The organism is Mycobacterium sp. ITM-2016-00316 (assembly GCF_002968335.2).
Lineage (GTDB): Bacteria > Actinomycetota > Actinomycetes > Mycobacteriales > Mycobacteriaceae > Mycobacterium.
Genome location: NZ_CP134398.1, coordinates 3,071,951 through 3,085,496 on the forward strand (window position 1 = coordinate 3,071,951; position 13,546 = coordinate 3,085,496).

Consider the following 13,546-nt stretch of genomic DNA (forward strand, 5'->3'; position numbering starts at 1 on the left):
ATCGTGGACACGGAATGTGCGGAGTCAACCCGCTTGGCCGAGTGAATAACGGCGGCAGCTAATACACCGCGCAGAGCAACCGCGCGTCGTCCGGTGCCCATGATCGCAGACATTCTGCCCATCGACTCCACAACCGGATCCTTTGCATCGTTCTGCAATCCTTCTGCGATCCTTCTGCACCGCAGTTGCAACAAACCTCGATCGACCCCCGCGCCGATCCTCACCTGATCGAACACGCCGATAGTCGAATACCGAATGCACCATTGTCAATGCCTTACCTCGACGCTTACCCAAGGTTTTCGCGCCCGCGCGCAAATGCGCGCAATTCAGCTAACCCGTCGACATTTTCTTTCGTGCGTTCAACCAAGCGCTTGCTCCGACTGTGCGGGTGGCCGGCTTTCCGGGCTCGGCTAACCTCTCAGCGTGATCGTGCTGCTGCCGCCCTCGGAAACCAAGCGATCCGGGGGCGATGGCCCACCGCTGCGACTCGACCGACTCAGCTTCCCCGCACTGACCGGCGTGCGTACCGAACTCACCGGCGAGATCGCCGCACTGGCCGCCGACGTACCCGCCTGCCGCCGCGCCCTCGGTCTGACCGCGAAACAAGATGCCGAGATCGAGCGCAATGCCACTCTGATGACCACACCGACGCTGCCGGCGATCGACCGCTACACCGGCGTGCTCTATGACGCCCTCGACGTCGGATCGCTGCGCGGGGCGAGCGCGTCCCGCGCACGGGCCCGGCTCGCCGTCGGATCGGCGCTGTTCGGGCTGCTCCGGGCGGACGATCCGGTACCGGCGTACCGATTGTCCGCGTCCGCCAAACTGCCCGGCCGGCCGACGCTGGCGGCCCGCTGGAAACCCGTGCTCGAGCCGGCGTTGGACGAGATCGCCGCCGACGAGTTGGTGGTCGATCTTCGATCGGGATCCTATGCCGCACTCGGCCGGCTCGACGGCGCGGTCCGGGTCAACGTGCTGGCCGAACACGCCGACGGACACCGCACGGTCGTCAGCCATTTCAACAAGGCACACAAGGGCAAACTGGCCCGCGCGCTGGTCAGCAGCAGGTCCGAACCCGACGACGCGGCCAAGGTCGCCGCCGTCGCACGAAAGGCGGGTATGCGGGTCGAGCGCACCGGCAACGATCTCGTCATCGTCGTGCCGGCCTGAGTCAAAACCGTTACATCACAACGCGATCACAGCCCGCGTCGGACCACCGGCGGCCCTCGTGGTTTTGTTAACTTGCCGGGTATGACGCCTTCGACAACGATGCGTCGGTGGCTGCGCCGGGGCGTGTCCGCCGCTCTCGCGACGATGCTGCTCGGGTCGCTGGCCAGCGCGCCACCCGCCGCCGCGTTCTCCCGCCCCGGTCTACCCATCGAGCAACTGGACATTCCTTCCGCGGCGATGGGACGCAACATCCGCGTCGAGTTCCAGGGCGGCGGGCCGCATGCCGTCTATCTGCTCGACGGCCTGCGCGCGCAGGACGATTTCAGCGGGTGGGACATCAATACCGCCGCCTTCGAGTGGTACCACGATTCCGGGCTGTCGATGGTGATGCCCGTCGGTGGTCAGTCCAGCTTCTACTCCGACTGGTACCAGCCCGCGGTGGGCAGCGCCGGCCCCATCACCTACAAGTGGGAAACCTTCCTGACCCGGGAGCTGCCGGCCTGGCTGGCCGCCAACCGTGGAGTCAGCCCAGTGGGCAATGCCGTTGTCGGACTGTCGATGTCGGGCGGCTCAGCGCTGACGCTGGCCATCTGGCACCCCGCGCAGTTCATCTTCGCCGCTTCGCTGTCCGGTTTCGTCAACCCGTCACTGGGCCTGTGGCCGACACTGATCGGGCTGGCGATGCGGGATGCCGGCGGCTACAACGCCACCGATATGTGGGGACAGACCAGCGATCCGGCCTGGCGCCGCAATGATCCGATGGTCAATGTCGCCATGCTGGCCGCCAACCGCACCGCGGTCTGGGTGTACTGCGGCGACGGCACACCGTCCGAACTCGACAACGCGGGCGATTTCGGTGGCATGTTCAGTTCCCAGTTCCTGGAGAACATCACGCTGAACACCAATAAGACCTTTCAGCAACGCTATCTGGCAGCCGGCGGCCGCAACGGGGTGTTCAACTTCCCCAAGGACGGCACCCACAGCTGGGGCTACTGGGGTTCACAGCTGCAGGCGATGAAGCCGGACCTACTGCGCGTGCTCGGTGTCACCCCGCCTGCCCCGCCGCCGGCGGCACCGGTTGCGCCCGCACCCGCCGCTATTCCGCCTGTCCTGCCGGCTCCGGCCCCTGCGGCCCCCGTCGCCACCCGACCCGCCTGAGCAATCCCCTACCACCCGCCGACGGTATCGGTAGCGTGGCGGCATGAAGCTGATCTCACCGACCGATGCGATGTTTCTCGTCGGAGAGTCACGGGAACACCCGATGCATGTCGGCGGGCTGCAACTGTTCGAACCCCCGGCCGACGCCGGACCGGACTTCGTCGGTGACCTGTACCGGACGATCGCCACGTGTGATGATTTTCAGCCGACGTTCCGCAAACATCCGGCCAGCCTTCTTGGTGGAATATCCAATGTCGCTTGGACTTTGGACAGCGAGGTGGATGTCGACTACCACCTGCGCCGCTCCGGGTTGCCGCGCCCCGGGCGGGTCCGCGAGCTGCTGGAGCTGACCTCGCGGATCCACGGCACGCTGCTTGACAGGCACCGGCCACTGTGGGAGGCCTATTTCGTCGAGGGCCTCAGCGACGGCCGCTTCGCCATCTACACCAAGATCCACCATGCCCTCATCGACGGGGTGTCCGCGCAGCGTCTCATGATCCGCACGCTGGCCGCCGATCCGGCCGACCGCGAAGTCCGGGTGCCCTGGACGCTGCAGGCCAAGAAGCGCGCAGCGAAGTCCGCCAGTCCGGGCTCCTCCTTGGTGGGTGCGCTCACCGGTGCCGCAGGAGCGGTGGCCGGCATCGCCCCCTCGACCATCTCGCTGGCCCGCGCGGCCCTGTTCGAACAACAGTTGACGCTGCCGTTCCGGGCGCCGAAGACCATGTTCAACGTGCCCATCGGCGGTGCCCGAAGGTGCGCGGCTCAGTCTTGGAAGCTGGCCCGGCTTCGCGCTGTGAAGGAGGCCGCCCCGGGATCGACCGTCAACGATGTGGTGCTTGCGATGTGCGCGGGAGCGCTGCGCGCCTACCTCGACGAGCAGCACGCGCTGCCCGAAAAACCCTTGGTGGCAATGGTTCCGGTCAGCCTGCGCGGCGAACACGAGCAGGACGCCGGCGGCAACATGGTCGGCACGATCCTGTGCAATCTGGCCACCGACGTCGTGGACCCGATGAAACGCCTGGAAGCCATCAGCGCGTCGATGCGGGACAACAAGCAGGTTTTCAGCGAGCTACCGCGCACCCAGGCGCTGGCGCTGTCCGGCTTCCTGGTCGCCGGGCTCGGGCTCAGCCTGGTGCCCGGATTCGTGTCCTCGGCACCGCCGCCGTTCAACATCGTCATCTCCAATGTGCCCGGAGCGCGGGAACCGATGTACTGGAACGGCGCCAGGCTGGACGGCAATTACCCGATGTCCATCGCCCTGGACGGGCAGGCACTGAACATCACCCTCACCAACAACGCCGACAACCTGGACTTCGGACTGGTCGGGTGCCGCCGCAGCGTGCCGCATCTGCAGCGGTTGCTGACCCATCTGGAGGATTCGCTGGCAGCGCTGGAACAGGCCGCCGGACTCTGACCCGCCGCGGGGTTGCAGAAATGGGCTCGCGCGCTGCACTTTTCAGCGGCGAAGCGACAGCCTGCCCCGTGGCAGTCACAGGACGGCCACCGCTTCATATCGGATCGGTGTCGGCCAAAATCAGCGGTTTGCGCAATGTCGAGATCGCGATAGGTTCCCCTCGTCGTCAGTCGCAGGGAGACCGGGAAATCAATGCCACGCACCACAAATCGGATCGTGCTGACATCGTTTGCGACGGCAGGTCTGTACTGCGGCGTGCTCGGGTTGAGCCCCACGGTCTTTGCTGAGCCCAGCCCTGGAGTGCCGTGCCTGGACATGGTCTCCGACCTCGCCGCCGCTCCGGAGATCATCCCGCAGTCCTTGGAGGGTGGCGCCGCGGCGCTGAACGAAGCCTTCGCACCACCTCCACCTCCGGCGCCCATGGAGATCGCGGCACCGCTGATCGAGGCCGCTGCCGTCCCGGCTCCGCCGGCGGAGATCGCGGCCCCGGCGGCCCCGGCACCCCCGGCGGTTCCCGCCGCGATCGAAGCCACCCCTGCGGCGCCCGCGGCGATGTCGGTGCTCGAGCGCGCAATGGCCGGACCGCCCGTGGCCCCGGTCGCCGCTCCGGTGCCCGCCGCGCTCCCCGTACCGGCGCCGATCGCGGCCCCTGCCGTACCGGTCGTGTCCCCGCCGCTGCCCGTCGGCGTTCCGCCGGTCCCGGTGCCCGTCCCGGCGGGCATCCCGATGGCCGCACCGGCCGCTCCGGTGGCCGCACCGCTGATCGAGGCCGCCGCGGTCAATCCGGTGGAGGCCGCCCCGCCGCTCGCCGCGACTCCCCCGCCACCGCCGCTCGCCGCGGCTCCCCCAGCACCGCCAGCCGAGGCAGCACCGCCGCCGGCACCCGTAGAGGCAGCACCGCCCGCGCCGGTCGAGGCCGTTGTTGCACCGGCGGAGAACCTGGCGGCCGCGCCGGTCGACGCGCCGCCACCCCCACCACCGGCGGCGGATGTCGCCCTGGTGGACGCCGCGGCACCCATTGCCGCCGCCGCGCCGGTAGAGGCCGCGGTCGCGCCACCCGTGGCGATCGGGGCACCCGCCGCTGCAGGCGTCGCCGAGGCGGCGGGCAATGTTCTCCCCATGCTGGCCTCGGCCCCGGCAGTGCTGGCCGCGACGCCGCCGCCCCCGCTGGCCCTGCCGACCGTGCCCGGCTTGCCGGTGACGCTGCCAAGTGAGATCTCGCTGCCGACCGACCTGGTGTGCGAAGGCACCGCGTGGTCGGCCACCGCGACCGAAGGTGAACCCGTCGCGGCGGCACCCACGGCGCAGGGCGCCGGCCGCGCCGACTGGTGATCAGCGGCCGAAAGTACTAGCGGCGAGCGTGATCCGTCAGCGAGCGACGACTCCGGGCGCGCGCACCACGACCGGCACCGCCGGGAAGTAGATCGCCATCTCGGAGCGTGACTTTCGCAGCGCCGCCGTGCCGTAGCCCTTCTTGCGCATATCGGGACGAATCCAGATACGCACCTCGACCTCATGGTCGACGAGCTCACCGAGGACCAGACCTACCTTCTCTTCGCCCTCCAGGGCCACGAACCAGGCCGCTTCTTCGGCGTCCAAACGGCCCAGCGCAGAGGTGATCTCGTCATCGAGGCTGCCTGCGGGGCCACCCGTGCCGTCACCTGCGGTGTGCAACTCGTCCACCCGGGCGGCGAAGATGTCGCGGTCGGTATCCCCCGAGAAGGCGCGCAGCACCAGCGTTTCCGCCGACGATGCCGGGCGCTCGTTGAGGGTGAACGTGAGCTGGCTGTTGAGGTCCTCCAGTTCGGCCGCGATGCCCCGGCGGGCATCCTTGGTCAGCTGCTGGAACGACAGCCCGAAAACGGCCTCACTGCCCAGGTGGGTGGTGCCGAGCAGTTCGGCGATGGCCGTCACGGCCGCGTCCCGGTCGGTGGCGTCGACGATGATGTCGAGCACCTCGTGCCGGCGGTCGAGCGCCTTCAGCAAGGCTTCGGCAATTTCACGGCGGGCGGCGGCACGATCCAGATCGGTCATGCCGCCAAGCCTAGATCAAGCGCCGCGGGTACCGGGATCGGATCCGGCCACGTCGATCAGACCTGAGCGAACCGCTTTTCGTCGTAGAGCCGTGCCCACTCCGCGCGCGGCCGGATCGAGGTGTCGACATCGGTGGCGGTGGCCCGCAACGCGCCAACGGTCGCCTTCTCCTTGGGAGTGAGCTTGAACGGATCCCAGCCGAAGAACCTGCAGGAATTCTCCCAGGTGATCTTGTTGATGTCGGCGTCGTCGGCGCCCGCGGCGTTCAACTCGGCGAGTACCTGCTCGGGAGCATCGGGCCAGAAGCAGTCCGAGTGCGGATAGTCGCATTCCCACGCGATGATGTCGATGCCGATCTCATGCCGCAACTTCAGTGAAGTCTTGTCGGTGACGTAGCAGGCCAGCGAGTGCTCACGGAAGACGTCGCTGGGCATTTTGTCACCGAAGTCGCGGCGCAGCCATTTCTGATTCGTGTAGTGCCGGTCGCTGCGGTCCAGATAGAACGGGATCCAGCCGATACCGCCCTCGGAGAACGCGAACTTGAGGTCAGGGTAGTTGCGCATAGCCGGTCCCCACAGCAGGTCCTGGGCACACATCGCCGATACCTGGGTGGCCAGGATGATCAGGTTGTCGATGGGGGCGTTGGGCGCCATGCTGATCGCTCCGAAGCCGGTGCCGATGTGCAGGCACATCACGACCTGCTCGTCGGAGAGCGCCTGGAAGACCGGACCCCAGTACTCCTCGTCGTGGTAGCTCGGAAGTCCTTCCAGGTGCGGCAGTTCCGGCATCGTGACCGCGCGACACCCCTTGGCGGCGACCCGCTTGATCTCCTTGATCATCGCCTCCGGGTTCCAGGTCGGCAGCACGGCGATCGGGATGAATCGGTCCGGGTAGGAGCCGGCCCACTCGTCGATGTGCCAGTCGTTGTAGGCCGACACCATCACCAGCGTGACGTCCTCGCGGTGCATGTTGAGATGGCGTGCGGAGAATCCGGTGAAGGTCGGAAAGCACATCGAGGCAAGGATGCCGTTGCGGCTCATGTCCCGGACCCGTTCGTGGACGTCGTAGACGCCGGGGCGCATCTCGGCGAACCCGGCCGGGTCACGGCCCCACTCCTCGGCGGGCCAGGACACCACGGCGTTGAGGCCGCTGACGCCTTGCGGTCGGCCCTGATACATCCACTGGTCGACGCCCTTGTCGTCGGTCACGACGATCGGGGCCTCTGATTTGTACTTGGCGGGTACGTGGTTCAGGAACATGTCGGGGGGCTCGACGACGTGGTCGTCGATGCTCACAAGAATCAGGTCGTCGGTCTGCATACCTAACTAGTACCCTCGGATTCCGTGACCGTCTCTGCGCTATCGGACAGAGGTTTGACCTTTTCGGCCAAACTGGATGGACCCGGCCGACCGGTCATCGAATTGCGCCGTGGCGGGCACGCGCCGGCGGGCAGCTACCTCTACGAGGGCGACGGGTTGATCACCGGCTGGCACTCGCACGAGGTTCATCAGATCGAATACGCCCTGCAGGGTGTCGTCGAGGTGGAGACCGATGCGGGGCACTATCTGCTGCCACCCCAGCAGGCCGCCTGGATCCCGGCCGGGTTGGAACACCAGGCGGTGATGAACCCGGACGTCAAGACCGTCGCGGTGATGTTCGACGCGCAGATGATCCCCGACACCGGCGACCGGGCCCGGATCATCGCGGTGTCGCCGCTGATCCGGGAGATGATGATCTACGCCCTGCGCTGGCCGATCGACCGGGACCACAGCGACGAGATGTCCGACGGCTTCTTCCGCACCATGGCCCACCTGGTCACCGAGGCACTCGACCACGAGGCGCCGTTGAGCCTGCCGACGTCGGATCATCCGATCGTCGCGACGGCGCTGGCCTACACCAAGGAGCATCTCGCATCGGTGACCGCTGAGGATGTCAGTCGCGCGGTGGCGGTCTCGGAACGGACGCTGCGCAGGTTGTTCTCCGACAGCCTCGGGCTGTCCTGGCGGACCTATCTGCTGCACGCCCGGATGCTGCGCGCGATGGCATTGCTGGCCGCACCCGGCCAGTCGGTACAGGCGACCTCGTCGGCGGTGGGTTTCGACAACCTGAGCTCGTTCACCCGCAGCTTCGCCCAGTTCTGCGGCGAGACGCCATCGGCCTACCGCAAAAGGGTTGCCGGCGAGAAGGATTGATACTCACTACGGCCTACGAAACAGGCCCTCGCGCAACAATTCGTTCACAGCGTCCCGCCAACGCTCCAGTTGCTCCGGGGCGGTGAACGACCCCGGCAGGTGCCTCTCGATATGCCCGCGCATGCTGACTGCGCCGAGCGGAAGGATCAGCGCGTTGATGACCGCCCAGGGCAGGTCGATATCCGGGCGGGTCTCCCCGCGCTCGGCGCGCTCCTGCCAGCGCACCATGCCGATCCGGTAGAGGCTGTCGAAGATCGTGGTGCCCAACTGACTCCCGTCAACCAGGGCACGGCCCACATAGGCCGCCACGTCGGGGTGCTCGGCGAAGATCTTGTTCACCCGGTTGCCGACCTCCGAGACCGAATCGGCGGCGAGCTCGGGGATGGGCTGTGCCATCGGGGCGATCACCACGTCGACCACGTATTGGTCGACGGCCTCGATCAATCCGGCCTTGGTGGAGAAATGATGTTGCACGAGCCCGAGTGACACCCCGGCCGCCGCGGCGACCCCGCGCAACGTCGTCGCGGCGGTGCCATGCACCGCGAAACTCTGCAACGCCGCGGTACGGATTTTCTCGACGCTGCGCGGCACCTCAACGCCCGTCCCGCCGGCCTCAGAGTTCACAATTGCCACCGTAGTCAATCTCACTCCACCACGGCTGGTCGATACGTCTGTATCGTAAGTACGATACAAACGTATGGTCCAGCAACTCGATGACTCGAGACGGAAGGGATGGTGGGGGGACGTGTATCCGATATCGATCGAAGACGGAGTGTGGACGGCACCGTGCACACAGAATCCCGACCGATGGACGACGACGGCGGACGAGGGGGCAAAGGCGTTGTGCCGCTCATGTCCGCGCCGCTGGCAATGCGCCAAAGAGGCCTGTGTGACTCCGGGGGCGGAGGGTCTGTGGGCCGGTATCGTGCTGCCGCCGGCCGGGCGGAGTCGGCAATTCGCGCTGAAACAGTTGCGCTCGTTGGCCGAGCGCAACGGAATCGCGGCGCGGCACTGATCGCACCCGACCCCGGATCAGCGACCTACCGCGGCGGCGCACCCGAACAATCCGGGTCCACCTGCACCGCATACGAGGTGATGGCGCTGATCCGGGTTCCGGTGAACTCGATGATGTCGCACCCGGCCACCGCCGTCACGCCGTTGGGCCCGCTGTAGCGGGCCACGGTGTCCACCGCCACCACATCTCCTTGGGCCGCGACCACACAGCGCTGCATGCTGGTCTCGGTGTCGGCCAGGCTCTCGCGCGTTTCGCGGCAGGTGCGGATCACGGCGTCGGCACCTTCGAGCACCATGTAGCCCACGATCGTCCACTGGACGTCTCTGGCCAGATGCGGCAGGGACTCCTCGAAACGATGGGTGGAGAACGCCAGTGCGACGGCGCCTCGGTCGATCGGATCGTCCATGGTGTCCTCCTCGATCGCATTGCTGACAACGAAGCCAGCGTGCACCAGACCATTCCATGACGACCTGCGGCGCGTGGCGAAGGGCACGATATTGCAGGTCTGTAATCCATGACACACTCGGCTGATGGTTCCTCCCATCGCGCGCCCCAAGCTCGAGGGCAATGTCGCCGTCAGCGCTGACCGCCAACTCGGTTTCGCCGAGTTCGGCGATCCCCGAGGCCGGGCGGTCTTCTGGTTGCACGGCACGCCCGGCGCGCGCCGCCAGATACCCGCCGAGGCACGTGCCTACGCCGGATTGGAGAAGGTCCGGCTGATCGGAGTGGACCGGCCGGGCATCGGGTCCTCCACGGCGCACCAGTATCCCAACGTGCTGGCCTTCGCCGAGGACCTGCGCGTCATCGCGGACACGCTCGGCATCGACAACTTCGCCGTGATCGGCCTCTCCGGCGGCGGGCCGTACACGCTGGCCGCCGCGGCTGCGATGCCCGACCGGGTGGTCGCCGCCGGTGTGCTCGGCGGCGTGGCCCCCTATGTCGGGCCGGATGGGATCGCCAGCGGTCTGATGAACCTCGGCTCGACGGTCGCTCCGGTGCTCGAGCTGGCGGGTGCCCCCATCAGATTGGCCGCTGCCACGCTGATCAAATTCATCGCGCCGGTCGGCTCACCGGCGTTGGAGATGTACGCGCGGATCTCCCCGGAGGGTGACCGACGGCTGCTGGCACGACCCGAGTTCAAGGCGATGTTCCTCGATGACCTACTCAACGGCGGCCGCAAACAACTTGCGGCACCGTTCTACGACATCGTCGACTTCGTCCGCGACTGGGGATTCCGCCTCGATGAGGTCAAGGTCCCGGTGCACTGGTGGCACGGCGACAAGGACCACATCGTCCCGTTCGCGCACGGTGCGCACGTGGTGTCACGACTGCCGGACGCCGAGATGACCGTGCTGCCCGGCGAGAGCCACCTCGGGGGCCTCGGCTGCGCCGAAGAGATCCTCCGTACGATGCTTGACATCTGGGATCGCGACGGCCGCGGCTCCCGCTGAAAGGAGTTCGGCACGTGGAACTTTCGGGAACCGGAATCTGGAGCTCACATCTGCGGTACGGCGATGCCGGCCACGCCGCCGAGGCAGCCGCCGAACTGGAAGAGCTCGGCTACACCGCGCTGTGGATTCCCGACGTCGGCGGACCGGTGCTCGACTCGGTCGAGAACCTGCTGACCGCCACGAAGACGGTCACCATCGCCACCGGCATCCTCAACCTCTGGATGCACGAGCCCGCCGAAGTGGCGGCCGCACACGCACGGCTGTCGGCGGCGCACGGCCGTCGGTTCCTGCTGGGCATCGGAGTCAGTCACGCGCCACTGATCGATTCCAAGGCTCCGGGCACCTACCGCAAGCCGCTGGCCGCCACCGCGGCCTTCCTGGACGGACTGGACAACGCCGAGCAGCCGGTCGCGGCCGAGGACCGGGTGCTCGCCGCGCTCGGGCCGAAGATGCTTCGCCTTGCCGCCGACCGCTCACGCGGTGCACACCCCTACCTGGTCACCCCCGAGCACACCGCCACCGCCAGGGAGCGCCTCGGTGACGGACCGCTGCTGCTGCCCGAGCAGACCGCCGTGCTCAGCGACGACGCCGACGCCGCCCGCGAGATCGGACGCGAGTGGGTGCGTGGCTACCTGGCCATGCCGAACTATGCGAACAACCTGCTGCGCTCCGGGTTCACCGAAGACGAGGTGGCTTCGGTCAGCGACCGGCTGGTCGATGCAATCGTGGTGTGGGGCAACGAGGAAGCGATCCTGGCGCGGGTCAACGAGCACAAGGCTGCCGGCGCCGACCATGTGTGCGTCCAGGTGCTCGAGGCCGACCCGACGGCGCTGCCGATGCAGCAGTGGCGCCGGCTTGCACCCGTACTGAACTGATAGCCGCCGATGGGTGAGCTCGATATCGGCGTCTACGTCCCGCAGATGGGTTTCCCCTACGCCGACGTGCTGCATCGCGCGCAGCGCTGCGAGGAACTCGGCATCGGGTCGCTGTGGCTCTACGACCATCTGTACGGCCCGGGGATGCCCGAGATCGACTCCCTGGAGGCCTGGACACTGGCCACCGCACTGCTGGCCCGGACCGAGCGGCTGCGGGTCGGACATATGGTGCTGTGCAACCAGTTCCGCCATCCAGTGGTGCTGGCGAAGATGGCCACCACGCTCGATCAGATATCGGCGGGCCGCCTGCAACTGGGGATCGGCAGCGGCTCCATCGAGGACGAGCACCGGCGCACCGGCCTGGACTGGGGCTCGTTCGCGACCCGTTCGGCGCGACTGGCCGAATCGCTGGAGATCCTGACCCAGGCGTTCGGCACCGGCACCGTCGACTTCAGCGGTGAGCACTACACCGTCCGCGATATGCCCATCCGTCCCGGCGCGTTCCAGCAGCCGCGCCCGCCCATCGTGGTCGGGGGCGTCGGCGAGAAATACACGCTGCCGCTGGTGGCGCGCTACGCCGACGTGTGGAACGTGCCCACCTACGCACTCGGCGAGCTGGAGCACAAACTGGCCGTGCTGCGCTCCATCTGCTCCGGGATCGGACGCGATCCGTCCACCATCGTGATGTCGGTGGAGGCGGTGATGGCCCTGGCACCCGACGAGCAGTCCCTGCCGAAGGTCCGCGAATTCGCCGAGAAACGCTTCGGTGGACCAGGGTTCGGACTGGCGGAGGGCGGGCTGATCGGCACCGCACCCATGATCGTCGAGCGACTGCGCCAATGGCGGGACCTGGGATTCGGCCAGGTCGTTTTGTTCACACACGACCGCGCCTCCGATCAGACCCTGGAAATCCTTGCCTCCCAGATCATCTCCGAGTTCGCGGGCTAATCCGGGGGCAGCGACAACAGTTCGTTGCGCAGCATGTGCATGGCGACCGTCGTCGAGCGCTCACGCACGTCGCTGCGGTCACCGGGCAGTCGCAACGTATGCACCAGCGTCGGCCTGCCACTCAGTGCCACCCCGAAACACACCGTGCCGACCGGCTTTTCCGCCGACCCACCGCCCGGCCCGGCGATTCCGGTGATTCCGACCGCGGTGTCGGCATCGAAGCGGGCCAGCGCACCCTCGGCCATCGCGCGCGCCACCGGCTCGGACACCGCGCCGTGCTCGTCGATCAGTGCCGCGTCCACGCCGAGGAGTTCGACCTTGGCCTCGTTGGAGTAGGACACCACCCCACCGACCAGATAGGCCGAGGACCCGGCCCGGTCCGCGATGCGGGCGGCCAGCAGGCCCGCCGTGCACGACTCCGCGGTGGCGAAGCGGCGCCCGGCCAGCAGCGCGGCCACCTGATCGTCGATGAGCGCACCGTCGGTGGAGAACAGTTCCCGTGCATGGCGGTCCCGCAGCAGGTCGATCAGCGCGGCGTAGGCGCCGGCGGCAGGCGGTTCGTAGCGGGTGACGATCTCCAGCTCGCCGCGGCGAAGACAGGTGGTGATCTCGAGATCGGCGAAACCACCGATACCGGATTCGGCCTCCCGCAGCGTTTCCGCCAGCCCGGACTCGGCGAGGCCGAACATCCGTACCGTCTCCTGGCGGTATTCGGTGCGGCCGGAGATCGCCTGCTGCACGGTGAGGGTTTCGACCGCGCGTGACCACATCGGCTGCAGTTCACGCGGCGGGCCGGGCAGCACCACCACGGTCGGCCCGTCCGCGCCTGCGTTCAGGACAACCCCCGGCGCGGTGCCCACCGGATCCAGGATCTCCGCGCCGGCGGGCACCATCGCCTGCTTGCGGTTGGCAGCCATCACCGCCTCGAAGTCGACGCCCGGCCGCCCGGCCATCAGGGTGCGCAGGATCTCGGCGATGCGGACTTCGAGGGGGCCGTCGAGCAGCAGTTCGCGGCCGGCGAAGCGCGCGACGGTGGCCACCGTCAGATCATCGGCCGTCGGGCCGAGGCCGCCGCTGGTGATGATGAGGTCGACACCCTGATCGGCCAGGAAGCGCAACTGCGCCTCGATATCGTCGGCGCGGTCACCGCACTGGGTGACATAGGCCAGCTCCACACCCAGCTCCAGCAGCCGGTCGGCGAGCCAGGGCCCGTTGAGATCCTGGATGCGCCCGGTCAGCACCTCGGTTCCGGTCACCACGATCGCCGCGCGCACAGTCATGGTCTGAGC

Annotated in this window: 14 protein-coding genes; 9 read left to right on the plus strand and 5 right to left on the minus strand. The window is 67.8% G+C overall.

Features of this window, described 5'->3' with window-relative positions; genetic code table 11:
• Nucleotides 1-423 precede the first annotated feature (423 nt).
• From yaaA to C6A86_RS14840, 4 genes are all read left to right on the plus strand, one after another.
• A complete protein-coding gene (yaaA, locus tag C6A86_RS14825; protein ID WP_105361738.1) occupies nt 424-1,170 on the plus strand; it encodes a peroxide stress protein YaaA in 747 nt (248 codons plus the stop codon).
• Nucleotides 1,171-1,251: 81 nt separating this feature from the next.
• A complete protein-coding gene (locus C6A86_RS14830; protein WP_105361739.1) occupies nt 1,252-2,328 on the plus strand; it encodes an esterase family protein in 1,077 nt (358 codons plus the stop codon).
• A 43-nt stretch (nt 2,329-2,371) separates the two neighbouring features.
• Entirely contained in the window at nt 2,372-3,742 is a 1,371-nt protein-coding gene (locus tag C6A86_RS14835; RefSeq protein ID WP_105361740.1) for a wax ester/triacylglycerol synthase family O-acyltransferase, read from the plus strand.
• A 192-nt stretch (nt 3,743-3,934) separates the two neighbouring features.
• Nucleotides 3,935-5,074, plus strand: a complete 1,140-nt coding sequence (locus C6A86_RS14840; RefSeq protein ID WP_311100714.1) for a hypothetical protein — start codon at nt 3,935-3,937, stop codon at nt 5,072-5,074.
• A 36-nt stretch (nt 5,075-5,110) separates the two neighbouring features.
• Here the strand turns inward: C6A86_RS14840 and C6A86_RS14845 are convergent, their stop codons facing one another.
• Together C6A86_RS14845 and C6A86_RS14850 are read right to left on the minus strand one after the other, a co-directional pair.
• Complete coding sequence (locus C6A86_RS14845) at nt 5,111-5,776, minus strand: GNAT family N-acetyltransferase (protein ID WP_105364061.1); 666 nt, start codon at nt 5,774-5,776, stop codon at nt 5,111-5,113.
• Nucleotides 5,777-5,832: 56 nt separating this feature from the next.
• Nucleotides 5,833-7,095, minus strand: a complete 1,263-nt coding sequence (locus C6A86_RS14850; protein ID WP_105364060.1) for an amidohydrolase family protein — start codon at nt 7,093-7,095, stop codon at nt 5,833-5,835.
• Nucleotides 7,096-7,119: 24 nt separating this feature from the next.
• On the opposite strand from C6A86_RS14850, the gene C6A86_RS14855 reads away from it, so the two are divergent.
• Nucleotides 7,120-7,968: a helix-turn-helix transcriptional regulator gene (locus C6A86_RS14855; RefSeq protein ID WP_105364059.1), complete on the plus strand. Its 849-nt coding sequence runs from the start codon at nt 7,120-7,122 to the stop codon at nt 7,966-7,968.
• Between the two features lie 6 nt (nt 7,969-7,974).
• Here the strand turns inward: C6A86_RS14855 and C6A86_RS14860 are convergent, their stop codons facing one another.
• Complete coding sequence (locus C6A86_RS14860) at nt 7,975-8,592, minus strand: TetR/AcrR family transcriptional regulator (protein WP_105364058.1); 618 nt, start codon at nt 8,590-8,592, stop codon at nt 7,975-7,977.
• Nucleotides 8,593-8,713: 121 nt separating this feature from the next.
• Between C6A86_RS14860 and C6A86_RS14865 the strand changes: the two genes are divergently transcribed.
• Nucleotides 8,714-8,983 carry a WhiB family transcriptional regulator gene (locus C6A86_RS14865; protein WP_105364064.1) on the plus strand — a complete coding sequence of 90 codons (270 nt, stop codon included), beginning with the start codon at nt 8,714-8,716 and terminating at the stop codon, nt 8,981-8,983.
• Between the two features lie 25 nt (nt 8,984-9,008).
• On the opposite strand, the gene C6A86_RS14870 is transcribed toward C6A86_RS14865, so the two are convergent.
• Entirely contained in the window at nt 9,009-9,389 is a 381-nt protein-coding gene (locus C6A86_RS14870) for a nuclear transport factor 2 family protein (RefSeq protein ID WP_105364063.1), read from the minus strand.
• A 124-nt stretch (nt 9,390-9,513) separates the two neighbouring features.
• On the opposite strand from C6A86_RS14870, the gene C6A86_RS14875 reads away from it, so the two are divergent.
• From C6A86_RS14875 to C6A86_RS14885, 3 genes are read left to right on the plus strand one after another with little or no spacing between them, the layout of a single operon-like run.
• Entirely contained in the window at nt 9,514-10,434 is a 921-nt protein-coding gene (locus tag C6A86_RS14875) for an alpha/beta fold hydrolase (protein WP_105364057.1), read from the plus strand.
• Nucleotides 10,435-10,448: 14 nt separating this feature from the next.
• Complete coding sequence (locus C6A86_RS14880; protein ID WP_105364056.1) at nt 10,449-11,309, plus strand: LLM class F420-dependent oxidoreductase; 861 nt, start codon at nt 10,449-10,451, stop codon at nt 11,307-11,309.
• Nucleotides 11,310-11,318: 9 nt separating this feature from the next.
• Nucleotides 11,319-12,257, plus strand: a complete 939-nt coding sequence (locus C6A86_RS14885) for an LLM class flavin-dependent oxidoreductase (RefSeq protein ID WP_105364055.1) — start codon at nt 11,319-11,321, stop codon at nt 12,255-12,257.
• On the opposite strand, the gene C6A86_RS14890 is transcribed toward C6A86_RS14885, so the two are convergent.
• Nucleotides 12,254-13,537, minus strand: coding sequence for a competence/damage-inducible protein A (locus C6A86_RS14890; protein ID WP_105364054.1), 1,284 nt, complete (start codon nt 13,535-13,537; stop codon nt 12,254-12,256). The two genes, C6A86_RS14885 and C6A86_RS14890, sit on opposite strands and share 4 nt — an antisense overlap.
• Nucleotides 13,538-13,546: the final 9 nt, after the last annotated feature.